At 42.1% G+C, this 21871-nt stretch carries 18 protein-coding genes; 2 read left to right on the top strand and 16 right to left on the bottom strand.

Translation table 11 applies throughout. The annotated features are described in order from the left end of the window. Positions 1 to 65 precede the first annotated feature (65 nt). Complete coding sequence (locus tag A7D14_RS02255; RefSeq protein ID WP_067029519.1) at positions 66 to 2528, top strand: glycosyl hydrolase family 95 catalytic domain-containing protein; 2463 nt, start codon at positions 66 to 68, stop codon at positions 2526 to 2528. 93 nt (positions 2529 to 2621) lie between these two features. Here the strand turns inward: A7D14_RS02255 and A7D14_RS02250 are convergent, their stop codons facing one another. Then, a complete protein-coding gene (locus tag A7D14_RS02250) occupies positions 2622 to 5750 on the bottom strand; it encodes an arabinofuranosidase catalytic domain-containing protein (RefSeq protein WP_067029489.1) in 3129 nt (1042 codons plus the stop codon). 297 nt (positions 5751 to 6047) lie between these two features. On the opposite strand from A7D14_RS02250, the gene A7D14_RS02245 reads away from it, so the two are divergent. After that, on the top strand, positions 6048 to 6998 hold the full coding sequence (locus A7D14_RS02245; RefSeq protein WP_067029487.1) for an alpha/beta hydrolase: 951 nt from the start codon (positions 6048 to 6050) through the stop codon (positions 6996 to 6998). Between the two features lie 456 nt (positions 6999 to 7454). On the opposite strand, the gene A7D14_RS02235 is transcribed toward A7D14_RS02245, so the two are convergent. The 15 genes from A7D14_RS02235 to A7D14_RS02165 form a co-directional block, all read right to left on the bottom strand. Beyond that, positions 7455 to 7925: a nucleoside deaminase gene (locus A7D14_RS02235; protein WP_067029517.1), complete on the bottom strand. Its 471-nt coding sequence runs from the start codon at positions 7923 to 7925 to the stop codon at positions 7455 to 7457. A 111-nt stretch (positions 7926 to 8036) separates the two neighbouring features. After that, positions 8037 to 10094, bottom strand: coding sequence for a PKD domain-containing protein (locus tag A7D14_RS02230; protein WP_067029483.1), 2058 nt, complete (start codon positions 10092 to 10094; stop codon positions 8037 to 8039). A gap of 27 nt (positions 10095 to 10121) precedes the next feature. Continuing rightward, positions 10122 to 10712, bottom strand: a complete 591-nt coding sequence (locus A7D14_RS02225; RefSeq protein ID WP_067029481.1) for a hypothetical protein — start codon at positions 10710 to 10712, stop codon at positions 10122 to 10124. 48 nt (positions 10713 to 10760) lie between these two features. After that, on the bottom strand, positions 10761 to 11849 hold the full coding sequence (locus A7D14_RS02220) for a serine hydrolase domain-containing protein (protein ID WP_083157941.1): 1089 nt from the start codon (positions 11847 to 11849) through the stop codon (positions 10761 to 10763). A gap of 282 nt (positions 11850 to 12131) precedes the next feature. Beyond that, positions 12132 to 13700, bottom strand: coding sequence for a serine hydrolase (locus tag A7D14_RS02215; protein WP_067029477.1), 1569 nt, complete (start codon positions 13698 to 13700; stop codon positions 12132 to 12134). Positions 13701 to 13760: 60 nt separating this feature from the next. Further along, positions 13761 to 14342: a DinB family protein gene (locus A7D14_RS02210; protein ID WP_067029475.1), complete on the bottom strand. Its 582-nt coding sequence runs from the start codon at positions 14340 to 14342 to the stop codon at positions 13761 to 13763. Positions 14343 to 14393: 51 nt separating this feature from the next. Further along, complete coding sequence (locus A7D14_RS02205) at positions 14394 to 15749, bottom strand: amidohydrolase family protein (protein ID WP_067029473.1); 1356 nt, start codon at positions 15747 to 15749, stop codon at positions 14394 to 14396. Between the two features lie 103 nt (positions 15750 to 15852). Beyond that, the gene (locus tag A7D14_RS02200; RefSeq protein WP_067029471.1) at positions 15853 to 16674 is read right to left on the bottom strand and encodes a GNAT family N-acetyltransferase; all 822 of its coding nucleotides are present in this window, start codon (positions 16672 to 16674) and stop codon (positions 15853 to 15855) included. 1 nt (position 16675) lies between these two features. Next, a complete protein-coding gene (locus tag A7D14_RS02195; protein ID WP_067029469.1) occupies positions 16676 to 17116 on the bottom strand; it encodes a hypothetical protein in 441 nt (146 codons plus the stop codon). A gap of 25 nt (positions 17117 to 17141) precedes the next feature. Continuing rightward, on the bottom strand, positions 17142 to 17630 hold the full coding sequence (locus A7D14_RS02190; RefSeq protein WP_067029468.1) for a cupin domain-containing protein: 489 nt from the start codon (positions 17628 to 17630) through the stop codon (positions 17142 to 17144). 115 nt (positions 17631 to 17745) lie between these two features. Continuing rightward, positions 17746 to 18315: a Crp/Fnr family transcriptional regulator gene (locus A7D14_RS02185; RefSeq protein ID WP_067029466.1), complete on the bottom strand. Its 570-nt coding sequence runs from the start codon at positions 18313 to 18315 to the stop codon at positions 17746 to 17748. A gap of 481 nt (positions 18316 to 18796) precedes the next feature. Continuing rightward, positions 18797 to 19363, bottom strand: coding sequence for a 4'-phosphopantetheinyl transferase superfamily protein (locus A7D14_RS02180; protein WP_067029464.1), 567 nt, complete (start codon positions 19361 to 19363; stop codon positions 18797 to 18799). After that, positions 19363 to 19614, bottom strand: a complete 252-nt coding sequence (locus A7D14_RS02175; protein WP_067029462.1) for an acyl carrier protein — start codon at positions 19612 to 19614, stop codon at positions 19363 to 19365. Before A7D14_RS02175 ends, A7D14_RS02180 begins: the two co-directional genes overlap by 1 nt. A gap of 17 nt (positions 19615 to 19631) precedes the next feature. Further along, positions 19632 to 20906: a beta-ketoacyl-[acyl-carrier-protein] synthase family protein gene (locus A7D14_RS02170; RefSeq protein WP_067029460.1), complete on the bottom strand. Its 1275-nt coding sequence runs from the start codon at positions 20904 to 20906 to the stop codon at positions 19632 to 19634. 551 nt (positions 20907 to 21457) lie between these two features. Next, positions 21458 to 21772, bottom strand: coding sequence for a GIY-YIG nuclease family protein (locus A7D14_RS02165; RefSeq protein ID WP_067029458.1), 315 nt, complete (start codon positions 21770 to 21772; stop codon positions 21458 to 21460). Positions 21773 to 21871 lie beyond the last annotated feature (99 nt).

Below are 21871 nucleotides of genomic sequence, written 5' to 3'. Positions count from 1 at the left end.
ATATGTATCTATTAAACACTTCAACTAAAGGCGTATCACCCAAGATGACAATCCACCGTTACGATATGAAAAAACTACTTTATTGCATTGGCTTCTTGATCCCCTATCTGTTTTTTGGACAGCAATCCGAAGATTTGAAACTTTGGTATGACGAACCTTCCGGCGACACATGGGAAAATGCACTTCCCTTGGGCAATGGGCGCTTGGGAGCCATGGTCTATGGCAATGTGGGCACCGAAATATTCCAACTCAATGAACATACCGTATGGAGTGGAAGTCCAAACCGAAACGACAATCCGAATGCCCTAGAAGCACTTCCCAAAGTGAGGGAACTCATATTCAATGGAGAATACAAGGCTGCTGAACAACTGACCAATGAAAAGATCATTACCAAAAAATCCCATGGTCAAATGTTCCAACCTGTTGGAAATCTGGAATTATCCTTTCCTGGCCACAATGATTACGAAGCATATCACCGGGAGTTGGATATCAGCAAAGCCATAAGCAAAACATCCTACAAAATTGATGGTATCACTTATACCAGAGAGGCTTTTGTTTCATTGGCAGACCGATTATTGATCGTTCGGCTTGCGGCAGATCAGCCCGGTAAAATTTCATTTACGGCTAACCTTACTACCCCTCATGCTGATTCCAAAATTGAAGTCAATGGGGAGAATCAGATTTCCCTTTGGGGAAAAACCAGCGATCATGAGGGTGTTGAAGGCAAAGTTGAATTTAATGCGCTGATGCGATCAAAGACCGAAAATGGGAAAATCACACAAACCGACACATCCATTACAATTGAAAATGCTGACCATGCCATTTTGATGGTTTCCATTGCTTCCAATTTCAATTCGTACCAAGATCTCAACGGTGATGAAATGAAACGTGCAAAGGCCTTTTTGGATGCTGGTTTTGATAAGGAATATGAGCTGTTGAAATCCGACCACACAAAAAAATACCAAGAATTGTTCAACAGGGTTGTTTTGGACTTTGGAAGCACGGAAGCTTCAAAATTGCCCACCGATGAACGACTGGCGAATTTCAGAAACACCAAAGACCCGTCCTTTGTCGCCCTGTACTTTCAATATGGCAGATATTTATTGATATCGTCTTCACAACCCGGAGGGCAGCCCGCAAATCTGCAAGGGATATGGAATCATAGAATGAAGCCCGCTTGGGACAGCAAATATACCATCAACATTAATGCAGAAATGAACTATTGGCCTGCGGAACGGACCAACCTCTCCGAGCTTCATGAACCTTTTCTTAAAATGGTTGAAGAACTTTCAACAACAGGTAAGGAAACCGCAAAGACCATGTACGGGGCAAGAGGTTGGATGGTTCACCACAACACGGATATTTGGCGGATAACAGGCCCCATTGACGGAGCGTTTTGGGGCATCTGGAATGGTGGAGGGGCTTGGACGAGCCAGCATCTTTGGGAGCATTATTTGTACACCGGGGACACTACTTTTTTGAAATCCGCTTTTCCAGCATTGAAAGGGGCTGCTGAATTTTATACGGACTTTTTGGTGCAACACCCCAACTACCCCTATTTGGTCGTTGCCCCCGGTAATTCCCCCGAAAATGCCCCCGAAGCCCATCAAGGTTCATCCATTACTGCAGGATCTACCATGGACAATCAATTGGTTTTTGATGTGTTCAGCACCTATATCCAAGCTGCTGAAGTTTTGGGAAAAGAGAACGCTTTTATAGATTCGCTCAAGGTCTTGCGTAGCAAATTGCCCCCCATGCAAATCGGTAAACACAATCAGCTACAGGAATGGTTGGACGATGTGGATTCGCCGGATGACCATCATCGTCATATTTCCCATTTATATGGACTTTTTCCATCCAATCAAATTTCGCCTTACAGGACTCCCAAACTTTTCGCTGCTGCAAAAAATACCTTGTTACAGCGGGGGGATATATCAACAGGATGGAGCATGGGCTGGAAGGTAAATTGGTGGGCTAAAATGCAAGACGGCAACCATGCCTATAAATTGATCAAAGATCAATTGACCCCTGTGGGAATAAATCAAGGTGGAGGTGGTACTTATACCAATCTTTTTGATGCACATCCACCATTTCAAATCGATGGTAATTTTGGATGTACTTCGGGCATCTCTGAAATGTTGTTGCAAAGTTCCGATGGAGCGGTTCATTTGCTCCCTGCCGTTCCGGATGCGCTCGAAAACGGTTATGTGGGCGGTTTAAAAGCCAGAGGGGGCTTTGAAGTGGTTGCTCTGGAATGGAAAAACAAAAAACTCTTGGTAGCCACAATAAAATCCCATTTAGGCGGAAACTTACGACTTCGTGTGCCCAATGAAATTGAATTGATCGGAACTGGTGAATTGGAAACCGCCACTGGAACCAATCCCAATGGATTCTTTACCATAGAAGAAACGGCACAGCCTTTAATTTCTGAAGGTTCAACCATTGAAGATCTAATGTTGCCCAAAACCTTCCTCCATGATATAACAACGGAAAAAGGAAAGACCTACACATTTAAAATGCAAGACTGATAATGATTTTATTTACTTCGATGACATTTACTTGTGTAAGTAATCGACTGTTTCGGGATTCATAGGACTGTCACTTAAACAGCGAAACTACCTTTAAAACCCATTGGCGCTTCCCGGTGTAGGAAGACTACTGGATACTTGCGTGCCTTCAGCATGGGATTTGCGTAAACCTTTGCTCAGTGTAATTCCACTTCCCGAAAGCTGTTCGCCAGTACCATGGGCATAGCGCAGTCCTTTTTCCACCGTGATGGACGGTCCTTGGCTCTCATCCGGATTTTCAAAATTGCGGCGTGGGAAGGTAATCGATGAAATTACTGCCGATTCCGATCTTGCGCCATTCCCAATGGTAATGCTTTGACCTTTGCTAAAACCAAAAATCCTTGCAACAGGGATCGTGGTTGCACCAGCACGTACCGCTGAAGTTACTGTGGTCGCTCCCGAGGTGCCTACTTCAGTAATCTCGGCATGCTCTGCTTCAGCACCCGTTCCAATAACGATTTGCTGACCTGCAGTCAAACCTTCCGCACTAATGACCTTAATATTTTTGGAATTGGCATAAGCTGTACTACCCAATGTGATGATATTTTGTGATGTAAAATCCTCACAATTGCTATCGCTGTCATTACCATCGGGGAAACGTCCCAGACTTCGGATCATGGGATCATAAGAAGCATTAAAAGAACCTTGACTGGTCCCCGGAAGTACCGCGATGCAGCCTCCCTGTCCTTGATCACCTTCCAACGTAGCTATGGCTGGAGTGGGTACCGAGCCGCGTGCACTGGAGTTCCCCTGCTGTGAACCATAAACCAGGGCATCTTGCAACACTTCTCCACTGGAATCCATAAGTGCCACTGTACCAGCATAAATGGACATGGGAAGTCCGTAATATTGATCAGGTTGAACAGTCCCTTGGTACCCAACCGATGTATTTCCTGAAAATAGTATCGGCGCTCCTGTTTCATGGGATTCTGCCAAACCTGCATTTAGGGTAACACCACTGCCCAATGCTTGAACGGCGTCACCACTTTTATGGGCAAAACGTGTGGCCGGCGAAAAGCTGATGCCCGTACCGGGCGAAGAAACATCTACATCAAGCATGTGGTCTTTCTGAAGCGGTGCGGTTAATTCCACCTCACCGGGGTCTCCCACAAATCGGCCCCGATAGGGTCTCTGTACCTCACTGATAACATTTTTCGCCACGGCTAACTCCACACGGGCACCTGTGTTGATGGTAAGGGTATCCCCCGGGCTCATGTTTGCATTTCGCCATACTTTTATAATGGTGTCGCCTGCTTTAGCGGGTTCTGCAAGGTTACTCTGCGTGGCAGCCTTACCGACTTTGGTAACTGTGGCCACCTCATAATTCCCGCCCAAGTCAATACCGATTTTATCCCCTACCGCAAAACCTTCCGCGTTGGCAACGGGCAGATTGGTTGTACCCGCAGGAAAATGAAGCCAAGGCCCCGTTGATACGGGCACAAAGAGTATGGTCTTATCCGTTGCAGGAGTGCCGATGCTGGCAACGGTGGCACTTTCGCCATCAACAGTAATCTGCTGACCGATTTTCAGACCTTCAGTACTACGTACATTAATTTTTGTATCGCCTGCATTTGCGGGTGCCACCAAACCGGAATGTGCCAAACCGAGAAGGTAGAACTCACCAGCATCCAATGTTGTTCCTTCCGGAATTTTTGCCAATTCCACGGAAGCCCATTCCGCCGGGGTATTGATAACCGACCAGTTGGAAATATCCACTTCGGCATCCGAGGCATTGTACAATTCAAGGAATTGATTGGTTGGGTTATCACCACCACTAAAGCTCGCTTCGTTTATTTTGATGGGCAGCACACTCCTTATACGCTGGGAAGTTTCGTAGGTTTTGTCTCCCCATTCCGCTTTTACCTTAAGGTAATCCGCATCCACAGCTATTGAGGACGTAATAGTAAAAGTTGCTTGTACCGTAGCGCCAGGGGCGATGGATTCGCCAAAACTTGTAGCTTCTGCTGATGACCATTCTTTGGGTAAATCCAAAGTCAGTTGTACCCCTGAAACAGGTTCTGAAGATGTGTTTGTAAAGGATACTGTCAATTCTTGTGAAGAACCCGGGGCAAAACTCTTCAATCGCGATAAGCTAACATTTGGCACATTGTAATTTGCCGCTGCAATATTGGCCTGTACTGCTTTTATAACGTCCTCTGTGGGATATCCAGACGTCATGATGCCTTCGTAAAACGTACCGGCCGAACCATTACCATTGTCGCCTCCATTACCCATCTGTATCGATCCTTTGCGGTGCATGGGGTAATACCTGTCATTCTCTTTGGATTGAGGACGCTCCCCTTTATAGAAATTTACCAATTCATTTTCTTGCGCATCGGCACCCCATATTTCCCATTGATTGCCACCGCCACCGTTCACCATACCGGTCACAAAACGCCAAGAGTCTATGGTGGGGTTTGCGGCATTTTCTTTGGTTTCATAGCCTGAAAAAAGCCCTGCTTCCATATCGGACATAATCCAAGGGCCTTCCCCCTCACCTTTTCCCCAAGCTGTAGCCGTACCATAATACACCGTGGACATGGTACCGGTACCCACTGCCCTACTGTTTGTGGAGGTGTTCCCATAATTGAAACAACAACCACTGGAATAGTGCGTACCATCAAGTACCATATAGATGCCTTCTGGTTCATCATTAATGGCAAGGCCAACGGCATTATTATTTCGTAGACCTGCACCCGGCATCACATATGCTCCATACACCTTATGGCCATTAATGGTAATGGGAGCCACATCAGCAATGGGAAGGCTATTGAACCCTCCTTTTTCCAGTCCCCTGAAGGTTCCGGGAGGTGCTTGTTTTAAATCGTTCCCATTTCCTGATTGGTCATATATGATGCTGATCCAGCACAATGAATCTTCACAGAAAGCATCTTGGGCAGCAGCATCTGCATACCCCCCGGGATCACCAGCAGTCGGTTGTACCACACCTATATCCAGAGTTTCTCCGTCCGACTCACGCGTAAGCTGGTAAAGTGGGCCGTTATAGTTTGCAAACAATGCCCTTGTAGTACTGTGTGCTGCCGTGGGCGTAAAACCCGCTGCTGCATAAATATCCCCAGGGCCTTCATTTCTTGGAGGAGCATCGCTGCATCCTGAGAGCAATGGTAATAGTGCAACAATTATTAAGGTAAGGGTGAACAAAGATTGGTTTATGAGTTTCATCGGTATTTATCTTGAATTGCTTTTGATAAGCTTAAATATATAGAAATTACTTTTAGTAGTGTTGATTTTACACAATTTTAAAGTCATATACTTGTTTAGGCCTTTCCCTTTATTGAAACTGATTCCTATATTGAAGCAAAGATTACTTTTCCACCAGTCGTTAAAGAAATATTAAATTTTTTCGGCCACATTTATTTTTGAACGTCTAAATCAAATTAGATAGTTGAAAAATAGTATATTGCATTACAAATGTGCTTTTCACACTAACATTAAAACCTAACAACAAACCTTGTCCGTATGTACTCAACACTAAGAAAATTTGCCAAGTCACTTGTTTTAATCGTGATGCTCTACAATAGTGAGCATCTTCTGTCCCAGGATGGAACCATTTACCCGTTGGATGCTCCAGATGAGCCAAAAGCCATTCTGCTCAACACTGGGGGAGTGGAGGACCAACCTGCATCCGAGTCGTGGTTTCGCCAGTGGGGCGATCCAATGGCACGGAACATTACCACGGCCACCCTTACCCCCTTTCTTCCCGAACCCGGCAAAGCAAATGGGGCAGCCGTAATCGTGGCCCCTGGAGGTGGTTTTAGATGGCTTTCCATGGGAAACGAGGGATGGGAAGTAGCCGAGGCTCTTGCGAAACAGGGCATAGCGGCCTTTGTGCTTAAATACCGACTGCACCCAACCCCTGAATCGCTCGAAGACTTTACCGCTTGGATGAACCGCCCCCGGCCTGCGCCACCAGAGCCTTCGGAAGACTCCGCAGAGGAAGAGGATACTCCGCCTTCGCCACCACAGCGGGATCTCTCCAACCAACTGGAAGATGCTGAGGCCGCTTATGCCATGATTATAGATCGTGCCAACGAATGGGGCGTGGATACGGAAAGAATAGGAATGATCGGTTTTTCGGCCGGTGCAGGGCTAACCATGCATTCAACACTTAACTCCAAGACCATGAAACTAGCCTTTATCGGCCCTATTTATGGTGGTATGGGTCCCGTTGAAGTTCCCGAGAACGCACCGCCGATGTTCAACGTTATTGCTACGGATGACTTTCTTTTCAGAGGCCAGTTTGGAGTTATAGATTCATGGTACAAAGCAGGAATTCCCGTGGAGTTTCACCTCTACCAGAACGGCGGACACGGTTTCGGTCTGGGAAATCCAAACCGAACAAGCAACCGTTGGTTTGATGCTTTCACTCATTGGTTGGATGTAAACGGTTTCTTAAAAGAAATGGAATAAATCAAACAATTCAGTTCTAAACTGATTTCTGTAAACATGTGGCCCTACCCTTTTTTGGACCATGTTGAATTCATAAATTATCATTAATGTTATCTGTTTTTGGGGAAGAATTCTTCTCCCGAGCATTATGAAAAGGGATTCACTTTCAAGAAAAGGGTGGGGTGCACAATAAATTTTGGTATGGTTGGGATGCTTGCAGCGCGAAACTTGGTTTCGTTCATTTTTTAGCAATGTCATTGCTTTAAAAGAGTGTTTCACAAAGTGCCATTCACCTGCCCTTTTCTGCCCGTATAAATACCTTCTTTAATAACTGTTTGCCGTTAGGGTCAGAAATGGCAATATCTTATTTGTCATGGGTATGTCCCAAATCCCAGAGGATTGCATACCAACAAAATCAGCTTTCCAGATGAGATCCATATATAAGAACAGATCAAGAAAACCTAAAACCGCTATAATTTACATTTTTAAATATTCGTCATAGGCTTCAATCTGTAATAGTGGGCCAATGACTTCAATCTTTCTGCCCCCTTTTTGCAACAACTCCCTTGTGGGCATTTCAAAAAGCCAATTGGGGTTTTCCCTCCCAACAATATCGTAATATTTGGCCTTGTCCAATGCATAAACCAATCGTCCGATACCGCTCCAGTATATAGCAGAAGTACACATTGGACAGGGTTCAACGCTTGTGAATATGGTACAATTGTTCAAATATGAAAAATCGTATGCCTTGCTAGCTTCCCTTATGAGGTTAATTTCTGCATGGGCCAGGCAATCCCTGTCTGAATTAATGGTATTTTCTCCTCTCAAAACGATTTCCCCATTTTGATTTACCAAAATACACCCAAAAGGTAAATTGCCACTTTTCTTTGAATTGTTTGCCAATTGAATGGCCATTCTTAGACATGTAATGTCGTTTTTCACTTTCATGGATTTTTTTCTGGAATGAATAAAAACCGCCAAACAAAATATTCGGCGGTTTTTCTTAACTAAACTTGATTTAAAATATGTATGAAGGGTTGTATAGCCAATGCCTTTTTGCTACCATACATAAACATTGCTTTCAGGAACATTTACATAATTGATATTGGTATCGGTTAAATTATCCCTTTGGTCATTATAAATAGAAATACCATGCTGCCCACTGTGGCCAATGATTGAATTGGAAATGGTGAGGCTGCTCTGAGGGCTATTGTCAATAATGATATTGGCAGAGAAGCTATTGGCCACTGGTTTGCCCCCGTGCAGTACTTCCACATAATCAAACGTATTGGAAGTGTTGCTATTGGAAAAAGTTATGCCATACCAGCCTCCAGCTGTTTCATTGGTATGTTTAAAAACGATATGCTTATCTGCTGAACCCAAGGCATTGATGTAACCTTGACGACCATTGGCGTCTTCCACAACAATCCGCGCATCATTTTCCATTTCAATGACTACGCCTTCGGCCAGTTTCAACCCAGACCATACTACCAAATCTTTGCTCAACCCCTTAATGTGATAACTCATATTGGTATGGTTGAACCCGGGCCATACGGTTTCTTGATCGCTGGCGATGGGGTAATTACCATCGACCCTCACTTTTGGAATACCATTATTGGTAAAATAGGTGTAGTAATCGATAATGCCCACGTTCATGGTGGATACGGCCAAAGGATAGCCAACCTGGCCACGTATTTGGTTTTCAATAAAACTGGTGAGTTGAGCTCCTTCTGATGTGGCTTCAATGCCATCTCCACCACCTTCGTTTATGTGCGTATAATCGATGGAGGCAACTCCATAAGGCCCTAAATGAATGGAGGCAGGTTGATTGCCCGCCAAGGGTGAACTACCCGCGTTTCGGATGACCGCATATTCAAATTTGGAAGGATTGTTGCCACTGTGTTGGATGAAAATCCCTTTCCAATAGCCTGACACATTTTCCACACCTTTAAATTCTACCCATTTGCCATCGCCACCCATTGCCTTGATGGCTCCACCGTTCATTGCGGCTATTTGTTTGTCCTGCGAAACCTTAATGCTGACATATTGCGGCAATTCCAATGAAGTGCCATCAGTGATCTTCAAGTCTTCCAAAAGCGTGTATATGTATTGTCCCCAGACAATTACCTCGCCATTGTCCAAAAAAGTGGTGGTCACTGCAATATCTCCATCCCAAAATTGATTACCTGGTTGAATTTTTTCAACCTCGTGGGCCGGCAAGGCTATTACGTGTCCCACAGCAGCATCCCCGTTAAAATAGTTTGTGACAAAGGAGTTGATTTCTGCATTAGGTGCCACATAAATTTGAAGGCCCTTATTTTTATCAAACCTAGAACTTTCAATGCTCATCTTGCTAAAGTCTTCCATGAAAAGGACTGCTTCGGTTGAATACAGTTCATTTTCGGCACCGGCATGGTTGATTTCTGTATATTTCACCATGTTTTGGGCATCGTCCGATTGCACGAGAATACCTGCCCAATAACCGGGTGTTGCATTTTGACCTACCAGATACACTTTTTTCTCATCCTCAACTCCTCCTTCCGAAATAAAAGTTCCAGTAGAGGTGATCGTCATCGCTGCATTTTCGGCAAAAGCCACCCTTACCCCTGGATTGATGGCCAGTTTGGCTGTTGACTTGATCGGCTTCGTAATCAAATAGTCGATTTTGGTATGATCTTCTGGAAAGATATCGGTAAGTACCCTGTCTTCAGTTATATCTTCGGATATAATAACCATCTGTTGCGTAGCCACTTCTGAAACCGTTACTTTTGCTTCATCTTTTGAAGTCCAATTGTCCCTGCTGATTTCAAGTTCCACCACATAGGTTCCAACCATGTTGGCGACAAAATCCGGTGTTGCGGTATCTTCATTTTTTAAGGTTGCGGTACTGCCTGAAGGTTTTGTTTTTATACTCCAAGCATATTCAAAAGTTTCACCTTCGGAATCTTTGGATGCACTGCCATCCAAAGAAACGGAAATGGAGACTGTGGTTTGTTTGTCCTGCCCTGCATTGGCGGACAAAGGATTTATGATGACCTCGCCATCATCGTTTTGGCAGGAAAAAATGGCAAGTATGGATAATAGGAGACCTGCCAATGTACTAATTGACTTTTTCATTTTTATGTGAATTTTATTGGGTTAAGATTAATTTTTAGTTTGCGAATAAGCGGTTTCGGAACCATCCGGATGTATTAAGGTGAGCACCTTGACCTCGCTACCATTATAGCTTTCGCCATCCGAAACCTTAAAGTTTAAGGAGAAGCTACTTTTGTCTTCGTCTCGGTCAAAATTGTTGCCGGGATTACATACGCTGTGGTATTTCTTTCTTCGAACTTTTGGAAGGAAGGTGATTTTATTTTCATTTATGACCACGGTTCCTGAAAGATATTCAGCTGTATACACTTGGCATCCACCCGTACTTGTACTTACCATTACGGTCCAGATAAAGTTTCCCTCCCCATCTATTTGAAGGCCAAACCCAGGTCTGGGGTCCATGGACCAGGCATCGTAGCTTCCATGGAACCATACTTTGTTGGTTGGATTGTATAGCAGGGGTTCAAATTCATATTGCATGAGCCAACTCCAAGAATCCATCCAATCTCCTGTCATATTGGAGGGTACTTCACTCTTTGGAGGTTCATTTATGGAATTGTCCCCATCATCATTGGAACATGCGTAAGCACTTAAAATACCCGTTATGGCCATGAGCAAAATGGCCTTCTTAAAAATTTTCATAGAATTGTTTATTAAAAGGTTAGTAGCTGATATTGGTTGGGAAAACCCTTAGTTTCTGGTAGGTTGTACATAAAGTTTTAGAACACTTGAGGTTAAAAATGGCCGCAGCGAAATTTGGTTGGTCAACACAATGACCGTGATCTTCTTTTCGGGAAGTCTCATAATATCGGCCAAGGCGGGTCCACCACTATGGCCTGTTACTGTGTCTTCACCAAATCGGTCCACAATCCAACCAATGCCAAAAGGGGAGATGGAATCGTCCCTTAATTGTATGGGCGTCCAAAGAAGATCTTGATATTTTTCGGAAAGCAATGTGTTTTGGTCCAATGCCACGGCCCATTTGGACAGATCTTCGATGGAAGAGAACAAACCACCTGCTGGATAGGTCCATTTTGGGAACAGCATCGAGAAAATACGCTGCTGTTGTTTTTCATGGTCCCAAACATAGGTTGTGGCAGCATTGGGCATCATATCTTGGGTACGATAAATAAAGTCCTGTTCCATATTATTGTATCCAGAATTTTTCATTCCAAGTTTGTCAAAAAGGTAGGTGGACATGAATTCTTGAAACGGAACACCACTTATGTTCTCAACAACCTTCATCATTACCGCATAATCCCCGCCGGCATATACCGTCTTGGTTCCGGGTTCAAAGTCCAATGGTTTGGCAATGGCAGTTTGCATGGCATCGTCCACAGTATTGAACTCTTGTTTCAGTGCCAAAAGATCCACGATGCCCGATTGGTGCGCCACTAAATCTTTAATGCGCATGGACTCCCATGAATTGGGAAGGTCCTTTACATAAAAACCCACCTTTTCTTCCAAGTCGAGTTTGCCTTCCTCAATGAGCATGGCAATGGCCGTTGCACTCAATAATTTGGTCACCGATGCCAGTTGAAAAGAAGTTTGCTCGGTGCTTGGAACATCAAACTCCACATTGGCAGTTCCATAGGATCCAACACATTTTATATCACCGTTCTCAATGATGGCCACTGAAAGTGCGGGGATATGGTGTTCGTCAATTTGAGCGGTCAAAAAACTGTCAATTTTTGCTGCTCTTTCCACTATGTCCTGAGCCATCATCATTGGTGTGATGAACAGGCACAAAACAAATGCTGTTATGTTCTTAAAAGTCATTATTTGTATATTTATGTTTCATTTGTAGATTCTTCTCAGGATATTTTTCTCTTTTTCAGGACAATTGTTTCCTGTCCCAACCAGTAGTCCTAATTGGATAGATCAAAAAGTATGGGCGATTCCATCGGTTTATCAATTATTTTACTGATCGAATTGGAGATTTCGCCTAACGACGAATCCAAACCTTGATCAGTGTTCCTTCTTGTTACTAATTTGGAAGGAACATGGATTTATGGACAGTACGTGTTTTCATTTTTTGATTGATGATGAATTAATTACTTTTTAATCTTTTGTTCGGATGAGCAACAAATCCTGGAAATCGTAACTGAAATCCATGTTGGGTGATATGCCTTTCATTCTGATTTCGGTGGCCAATCCTTCTTCATCAAGAAAAAAGGAGGCAAATGCATCGGCCTGAAGATCACGGTCTTCCCATTTAATGGCAAAGGTATTGGCCTTGTAATGATACATGGGGCCCACCAACTTAGGGGAGCGGTACGATTTAAACCATAACTGCCCATTGTTTATATAGATTTCTATTTTACCGAACCAACGATCTTTGTAAATTCCTATGTAATCATCAAGGCTAAGCTGTACATTGGTGTTGGTCTCAATGACTTTCCATACTTCCGAGGTAAACAAATCTCCCTGTTGTTGCCGTTGTTGAAACCTTTTGTTGTACACTTCAATCCAATTTTTCGAGTCTAATCCCAAATAACTATCTACAATGGTTTTGGATACCGATGAAAAAAAAGCTCCGCCTGACTCGCTTGTGTTGGTTAAAATAATGATGCCCAAATCCAGTTCTGGAAGTAACCATATTTTGGTCATGATGCCCGGCCCTCCACCGGTATGGACCAAGCTAAGTTGTCCTCGAACATCGGAAACGAACCAACCCAATCCATAGCCTAAGAAGTGGGAATTGTACCTAGGGTCTTTACTGGCGTCCATAACCGTATGGATTTTCCACATTTCATATTGACTTTCTGGAGAAAACAATTGCTTCTCCAAATTCTGGCCGTATTTCCCTTTATTGAGATGGAGTAGCATCCACTCGCACATATCTTTTGCAGATGAAAAAATTCCTCCAGCGGCTCCATTTACGTTCTCCCTGAAATGATCGATGGTCCTAATACCGTTGCTCTCTCTTAAATGGGGGGTGGCCACTTGATCCAAATCCTTTATGTTGTCAAGTCTGGAATAAGTGTTTTCCAGTTGAAGCGGTTTAAATATGCTCTTTTCCACAAAGCGCTCCCAACTAGAATGGGTTACCCTGGCAATCACTTCACCGGCCACCCAATACAACAGGTTGTCGTAATCAAACTTTGTCCTGAAAGGGGATTGGGGCTCAAAATGTTGAAAACTGCCCAGTACATCCACAATGGTAAAGTCACTACCTGATGGGTAACCCATAAGGTCGCCTACCCCCATTCCCAGACCGCTTCTATGGGTTAACAAGTCTTTGATCGTAAAGTTTTCCGTTACATAGGGATCATACATTTTAAATTCTGGGATGTGTTTGATTACGTTATCGTCCCAAGAAATTTTCCCCTCTTCCACCAATATGGCCAATGCCGTTGTAGTGAATGCCTTGCCCAATGATGCAATGGCAAATGGAGTGGCCCCAGTAACAGGGACTTTGGTGTTCACTGATTTTACGCCATACCCTTTCAAGTGGATTACTTTTCCATCCTTGACAATTCCAATTGAGGCTCCCGCAATTCCAAAAGTCTCAAGAGCATAGTGTGCCAGTTCATCAATTTCTTTGGATGGCATTTGAGGGTAAGCTGTTATGCACATCAATGCAAAAAACACTGCTGAACGTAACTTGGTTTTTAAATGACTCTTCATTTTTTGATTGTTAAATGATTGATGATGATTCCAATTCTCTGGTAGACTGTTCATTTTTGTTTATGTGACAGATAACCCAGCGTTTTTCCCAACCTTGATGAGCAATATACCAGCCTGTATAAGATGTCGCTCATTATGGTAAACCACGAACCTTAAAGTGTCGCAAAGGTTGAGGAACAAGAAATTGGAAAGGGTTGTTTTTATCTTGGTTCTTTTCAAATCATAATGCTTACTTTTTTTCAAGAGCTCCAATAATTTTTCTTGTTGGGAAATGAACCTGTCCACAGTTTCCAAAGTAAGATCGCTGGCAATGGGATTCATGGTCTTGGCAGTCTTCATTTTCTTGATATCACCATCAACAGGACGTATGATCTTCACAAAATAATTGCCCAGCAGGCTTCCCTCAAAATTCTTGTTGGTTGCATTTGGTCTTGAATTGTTCAAGGCTTTTTCAATTTCTTTCAAATAGTGATCGCCATAAAGATTGAGATGTTCCAAGCATTCATAAATGTTCCAAACAGTGGGTTCTGGTTTAAACTTGAGTTGGTAGTGCTCTATTTTTTTTAGGGCAATGCCAAATTGTAAAGCCTTTTGGGTCAGTTCGTTCAACTCCTCGAACAGTTCATCAACAGGTGTTTGCATTTCTTTTTTTACAAATATCGATTGGATTTAAGCGATGGCTATTGATTCAAATCAAGAACTTGAAACGGTTATCTGTTTCATGATTTCATTTGCATTCATCTGGCATTCCAATATAAGTTCATCCGTAGTTTGATAAACCATTTTGCCGCCTCTCTTTAAAATGTTTCCGGCTATCATCACAGTATCCACATCATGCTCCTTGGCATACAAAACCATGGTAGAAACTGGATTATGGGACGGTGCCACTCCAAGTTTTTGAACATCTATCATGATGATGTCCGCTTGTTTTCCAACTTCCAATGACCCAATTTTATCTTCCAAACCAAGGGTTTTGGCTCCGCCAATGGTTGCCATTTTAAAAATGTCCCGATCCTGAATGGTAAGTTGTTGGAGCATTTCCCCTTTTTGGTAGCATCTTTCATTTTGAATGGCACGTTCGGCCTGTAATGTCGTTTTCATTTGGTCGAACAAGTTACCTGAAGTACCCGTGACCACATCCACGCCCAAACCACAGGTTAGGTTATGTTTTAACGCCTTACCGGTGACAGGCAGTCCCAATCCCATTTGAAGCTCCATTTCTGGAGTAATGGAAAGTGTACAACCATAATCTGCCAATAAACACAAATCAGCATCGCTCAATGTGTTCCCGTGTGCAAAATTCAGGTCGGGACCCAACAATCCAAGTTGATCTAGTTTTTGTACACCCATGTATTTAGGGCCAAAGACCCCACCGCCAATGTGCATGGAAATTTGAAGATCCAGGTCCCTACCCATCAAAATATCCTGTTTGGCTATTTCCAACTCGGAATATTCAGGGCCCCTAATGGCCAAGGCCATGGTAACAAGCTCGTTTTCTGAACTAAAATATTTCTTTTTGATATCGTATGCATTTATGGGATGTGGCTTCTTGCTCTCATAGAACCATTCCCAAACTGATGTGCCCGGTGTTCCATAGCCAAACTTGGCCCGTATGCCAGAATCGAAAAGCCCTTTAATGGCCGCTTCTGCATGTTCGTCGGAGTTCATAATGTGGGACCAATCAAAAACAGTAGTGATTCCTGAATTTACGGCTTCCAATGCTCCCAATAAATTACCAAGGTATACATCCAACGGACCCATCTTTGGAGCAATGTCACCAAGCATTCCGTTCAAATATTCCATCAACGTCCAATTGCTGGCAGCTCCCTTAAATGCACTTTCCCATAAATGGCGATGTGTATCAATCAATCCAGGACTCACGATCATTCCATCTGCAGAAATTTCCTCGACATCTGGTATTGAAATGTTTTTCGCTATGTTGGAAATTTTGTCATCCTCCACTAAAACATCCAACGCATCACAGACAAGGGAACCCTTTTGAAAGGTGAGTACGGTTCCCCCTTTTATTAAAAATTTTCTTGTATTCATGCTCTTTGCTTTTTGATGGACAAAATTGATCGCAAAAGAGGAGAAAACACTTGATTTGGATCAAGAGATGGACCGGGAAGTTATTTTATTGAATAGAGTTTGTTTAAAGAAACAGCTGCATTTCAAACTGATCCAAATGGTTTTCGAGTCCGGCATTTTGAAGATGGGCGATTTTGTCCGTGAGCCTTTTATCAACATTGTTGATCTTAATTAGGTCTGTAATTTGTGCCAGTCCCGAAAATAGTCGGTTCCATGCCTTTGGGTTGTCCACCAGAACTTCCAGTTGGGGTACATAACCGCCCTTAGGTGCAATTACGAAATAGGATTCCACAATTCCCTCAAAGACAATCTCAAAGTACCGGTAATTTCCTTTTGTGATGGTCAATGCATGGTTTTCCCATGAATACCAATTTTGGTTCAGTAACTTGGTCAATACCTCGGTAGTAAAGCCAACATCACGAAGTTCATATTCTTCCATAGGTTCGTGGGCCAATGTACCGCTGAAACATTTATAATGTTTGGTGATTTCAAACCCAACGGAACTATATGCTCTTATGGCCCTGTTATTTTGAGTGATGACCTCAAGAGTGCACCGCTCAATTTCGTTTTCCTTTAGTATGGGCAGGGCATGATCATAAATAGATTTGACCGCTTTTTTGCCCCTGAACTCGGGTAGCACCCCGGTACACGCATTGTAGGCTGTGAGCAAACCCGCTCTACAGTCTATGGCATTAAGCACAAAACCAACCAATTTACCATGGTAAAACGCACCAAAGGACAAGCCATAATTTACATTGGCCATTCTCCAACGTTCTTTATAGTACGCATGGTCTTTGGGCAAATCAACATAATAATTATGGAACGCTTGAAAAAAGCACTCTAGAATTGCATTGAAGGGGGTATCCCTTAGATTTCTTATTTGCATTTTATTGGGAAAGTTCCGCGTAGCGTTTGGTCAACCATGCTTCTGCTTGGGAAATGGTCTCGCACAACACGGTGGTGACCATGTCATTGCTCTTTTTTTGTAACTCGATGGAAGATAATTTTGAAAAAAGGTCCGGTGAAATGACACTTATATTGTACCGAAGCCCATATTCATAATTAAGGGGGAAAAAATAGTTGCTGATCCAATCTACAAGCCCTGCCCAGGCACCTTCAATTTCCTTGGTGTCGTGTACGTGGAACTTACAGCCTCTTTTGTAGCCCTCCCTTTTTTGCCATTCGTACATTTTCATGGAGGCTGTCTTAACCTCATCTTCAGAGCAAAACCCTATCCATTTCATTAAAAGATAATTTTTCTGGGGCTCATAGCTCAATTTGGCATAGATCTCCCCAGCGTCATTTCTAATAAGGTCAACAACTATCATCCCAAAAAAATGAAGAGTAAGATAATCAGTTTTTGGCTATTTTCGGCACAATAAATTGAACGTTGTGTTCCTCGGCATGTTTGAATACTTTCTCCACGTTTAATTTTGAAAAGTCAGGTGTTTTTTTCAGGTCTGGATAATCTGAACTATCATGTATGGGGTCTCCAATGGCCCTAAAATAGTCAAGTAATTTTCCCGGAGTGAGCATCACAATCATTTTGCCGGGCGTCTTGCCCACATTTTTAAACGTGTGGACCTCATTGGAGGATACATGGACCACGCTCCCGGGCAGTGCCTTAAAAGGCGTGTTCAAATCGTTCTTGACAAATTCAAACTCCCCTTCCAGCACATAGAACACTTCTTCATCAGGATGTGTGTGGGGCGGTGGGCCGCCCAAGGGCGGTACGTTTTCCTCAAATATGGCATACTTGTTTTCGGTTTCGGTATTGCTCACCAAAACTTTGATGACATCGGTCAATATCAGTAACTGTTCGTTTTTTGGTTGTGATTCCATTTCTTTTTATTTTTTTCTCATTCGGGCAACATCAAGTTTCATCTGTTGTTGAATGAATGCCTAGACAAAGAAATGGAAGAGCCCCATCTTTCCAATTGATTCAAATCAAGAAAGATCAGACCAAAAATTTTGTCCGGTATCGGCTAAGAGTCTCAGGGGTTATACCCAGATAGCTAGCTACATATCTAAGTGGGATTCTTTTGAAAATTTTGGGATGTTCCTCCATCAAATTTTTAAACCGTTCCTCAGGATTGACGCTAAGTAGGGCCGCCTCTCTTTTTTCTGCTCTTAAAAGCTGCTCCTGTACAATGATATCCGCCATTTTTTTAAGGGAGTCATATTTCGAGACCAATTCCATAACGTCATCACGATTGAGAACGTAGTACTTACAATTCTCTATGGCTGCAATGTTGACCAAAGAGGGAGTTTGAGACAAGAAGCTGGCCAACGAACCCACCATGGAGTTTTCGAAGAAAAAATCATTGCAAACTTCCTTATCAGGTGAATCATAAAACAGTCTCATGGATCCCTGAGAGATAAAAGCCAACTTCGTACATATCTTTCCAGACTTTAGAAAGATCTCGTTCCTCTGAAGATGTTCCTCCTTCATCACCTTTCCAAGGGCGGACAACTCTTTTTCCGAGGCCTTGAATGTTCTTTCAATGTTAAATATGAGTTGATTCATTACTTACATAAGTAAATCCAGCGTTGGGTAATTGATTATCAAAATTAAAGATTAATGTGTTAGCTATACGAAAAATGATTTATTGGTTAATTTCTGCTGATGACCAATTAAACCAATGAATTGATTTTATGTATTTGCCTGTCGAGGATTCAGGTTCAATTAAAATCGGAATTCCATATCCGGGTATTGGTTATTGATGGGTATGAAGGAAGTATTGGATAAAAATAGGGCATCCTACAGGACATTTTATCTTAAAGTTTGGTGCGTTTTGGACCAATATGTAGTTCTGATAAAAAAATAAAAAATTCTGACAATCAGATAATTATCAGAACTAAATTTATTGAAGAAATGTTAAAAGTCGGGGTGGCAGGCCCACCCTTAAAACATAAATAGTTGACTTACAATTTTTTACACTGTTAACTTTGACCCGTTAACCGAACCCATTTTAGAACTCGTGGGAACAATTATCATATCCATTTAGTCAGTGAGCATACTCTGGGCATAATCCGACTATTGCAAAGGCACCATAAGTTCCATGATGAGTTAAGCTTAAATTGAAATGCTCTTTTCCGTTACTCAATGTAGGAATATTCAATTCGTTCTTTTTTAGCTGATAAGCGCTACCAACATAATTTAGTAGTCTTGTTTTTAGTTCTTCACTTTGCTCCTTTTGATTAGTGGTTTTAAATTTCACAATTTTAGATCTCAACTTTTGTTTATTCAGTCTTGCTTCAGAGATTATATATTTTGAGGTCTCCTTTGTTTCAACATAGCATTGAAAACCATTGAATTTTACCGTTCCGGAATTATTTTCAACGGTACATTCGAATCCCTTGGGATTATAAAAACGGTTGGGATAAATTTGGGTGAATAGTTTATAAGAAGCTTCTTTCATGCTCCATAACCGCCAAACCATAAGAAACGGGGTTTTGGCATCCCTGATATACCTTTGTTCCAATTCGGTAAAAAGTTTAGTTAAGAATCTTGGTCGTTGCCAGTTTGAAGCAATATGCGCTTCATGAAGGTCAACAATGTCATTGCCAACCATTAGTTGTGAAGTTTTGAAGTAACAATCCTCATGGCAGACTTTACATTTAGCATTTGCTCCATATCCTCATTTTCCAATCGAATATCAAATTCGTCCTCAATATCTAAAATGATATCCACTAGATTCGCTGAGTTTATCTTGAGGTCCTTTACAAAATCCGTGTCTTCGGATAAGTTTTTGAAAGCTTCCTCATCTTGAACATAGGGTTCAATTATTGGTTTTAGTTTGGCGATCAGTTGTTCCTTCTTCATGTTTTTTGAAACGTAAGTTACGGTATAAATCGCTTAAATAAAACACAGGCATTCACATCTCCAAAACCAAAACTGGCTTTGGCGATAACTTGAAAATTACAATCTATTGATTGCGTTGGTACGCTGGAAACATCTACTAATTCTTTTATGTCATTATGTAAATCTTCACAATTTAGGTTTGGTGCTATAAATTGCTCCTTTAGTTGAAGGACACTGGCAACACATTCAATTGATCCCGCAGCGGCCAAACAATGACCGACCAAAGATTTAGTAGAATTAATAAGGGGAAAATCCTTGTGTTTTCTCCCCAATGCCTTGGTCCAATTTTCAATTTCTAGAGTGTCCTTGGAAGTAGCTGTAAGATGTCCGTTGATAATATCTATTTCATCCGGGCTTACCGATGAATTCTTTAGGGCATTTACTATGCATCGTTGTACAGCTTCTGGATTTGGGGCCGTTAATGTACCTCCTTGGCGTTGGCCTCCGGAATTTACTTCCCCGCCCAAAACCTCAGCATAAATGCTTGCATTTCGTTCCAATGCAGATTCCAAAGATTCCAAAACCAAAGCGCCTGCGCCACTTCCGGGCACAAAACCGGATGCCGAGGCACTCATGGGACGTGAACCTTTTTCTGGTTCATCATTGTGTTTGTAGGTCATAACCCGCATGGCATCAAATCCTCCCCAAACATACGGTCCGTGATCGCTACAACTACCCACCAGCATACGCTTGGCTTTTCCGCTCTTGATCCGATCATATCCCATTAAAACGGCTTCGGTACCCGTTGTACATGCAGATGAATTTGTGGTGACCTGATTGCCCAACCCGAGCATGCCACTTAAATAAGCACTAATACCACTTGCCATGGTTTGTATAACAACCGTACTGCCCAAACGTCTTACCTGTCCATCATCGAGCTTGTAAATGGCTTCCCTGAATTTTTCCACTCCGGATGTTCCCGTTCCAAAAATAAGTCCTGTATCATAGTCTAGTTTGCTATTTGGATCCATATCAAATCCTGCGTCTTTCCAGGCATCTACACCCGCAATACAACCGTATAATATGCCAGAACTGTTAAATCCTTTTAGTTGTAGATCTGTGAAATATTTTGATTGCAATTCATCAGTAACATTCGGAACGCCACCTATTTGACAAGAAAAATTAAGGTCTTTTAATTTTTGATGGAAAGTAATGCCCGAGGTTCCATTTTTTAGGGCTTCGGTGAATTGTGAAACACCAACACCGTTTGGTGCAACTACTCCCATTCCTGTTATGACGACTCTGTTTTTCATTTTCGAAAGTCGATTACACTTCGACAAGCTCAGTGTGACATTTAGTGGTTCGATTATCTATATTTCCTTCTTGAAACTACAATTTAAAAGTTTACCCTAAGTACAATTGATCACTCTTATGTCAGTCTGAGCCTGTCGAAGACTTTCACCTTTAATTTAGATCTTTCTTTCTGTGATACAATTCGACAAGCTCAGTGTGACATTTATATGTTCATCTATATTTTCTTCTTGGAACTACAATTTAAAAGTTTACTCCAAGTACAATTGATCACTCTTATGTCAGTCTGAGCCTGTCGAAGACTTCCACCTTTAATTTAGATTTTTCCTTCCATAATACACTTCGACAAGCTCAGTGTGACATTTAGTTGTTGGATTATCTATATTTTGTCTTCAAGCTACGTTTTAAAAATTATCCACTCTACAATTAAAGTTTGTTTTGTCAGTCTGAGCCTGTCGAAGACTTTCACCTTTAATATAAATCTTTCTTTCTGTGATACACTTCGACAAGCTCAGTGTGACATATGGGTTTTAGTCTTATGATTAAACGAAGACTAATCTCGTTCAATTTTGTTGCCATGTTCTTTATAATTCTTTGAAAACTCAACCAGATCAGTCAAATTTTCATCAATCAATGCTTTCTTCTTTCTACGAGACCAACCCTTGATTTGTTTTTCAATTTTTATTGCTTCTGATGGATTTGTACATTGTAAATACCATTTTAGTTCTATGGGTAATCTTGAACTGGTATAATTAAACTTTTTATGTCCAGAGTTATGTTGGGTTAATCTACGGTCTAAATCATTGGTCATACCAGTATAGTATGAGTTATCTGAACAAAGCAATATGTACACGTAATAAAATTTCATCTCAAAATTGTGCGCTTCGACAAGCTCAGCGTGACATTTAGTGGTTCGATTATCTATATTTTCTTCTTGAAACTACAATTTAAAAGTTTACCCTAAGTA

Origin of the sequence: Allomuricauda sp. CP2A, from assembly GCF_001683915.1 — a bacterium.
Taxonomy (GTDB): domain Bacteria; phylum Bacteroidota; class Bacteroidia; order Flavobacteriales; family Flavobacteriaceae; genus Flagellimonas.
This window is presented reverse-complemented; position numbering and strand designations above follow the sequence as displayed.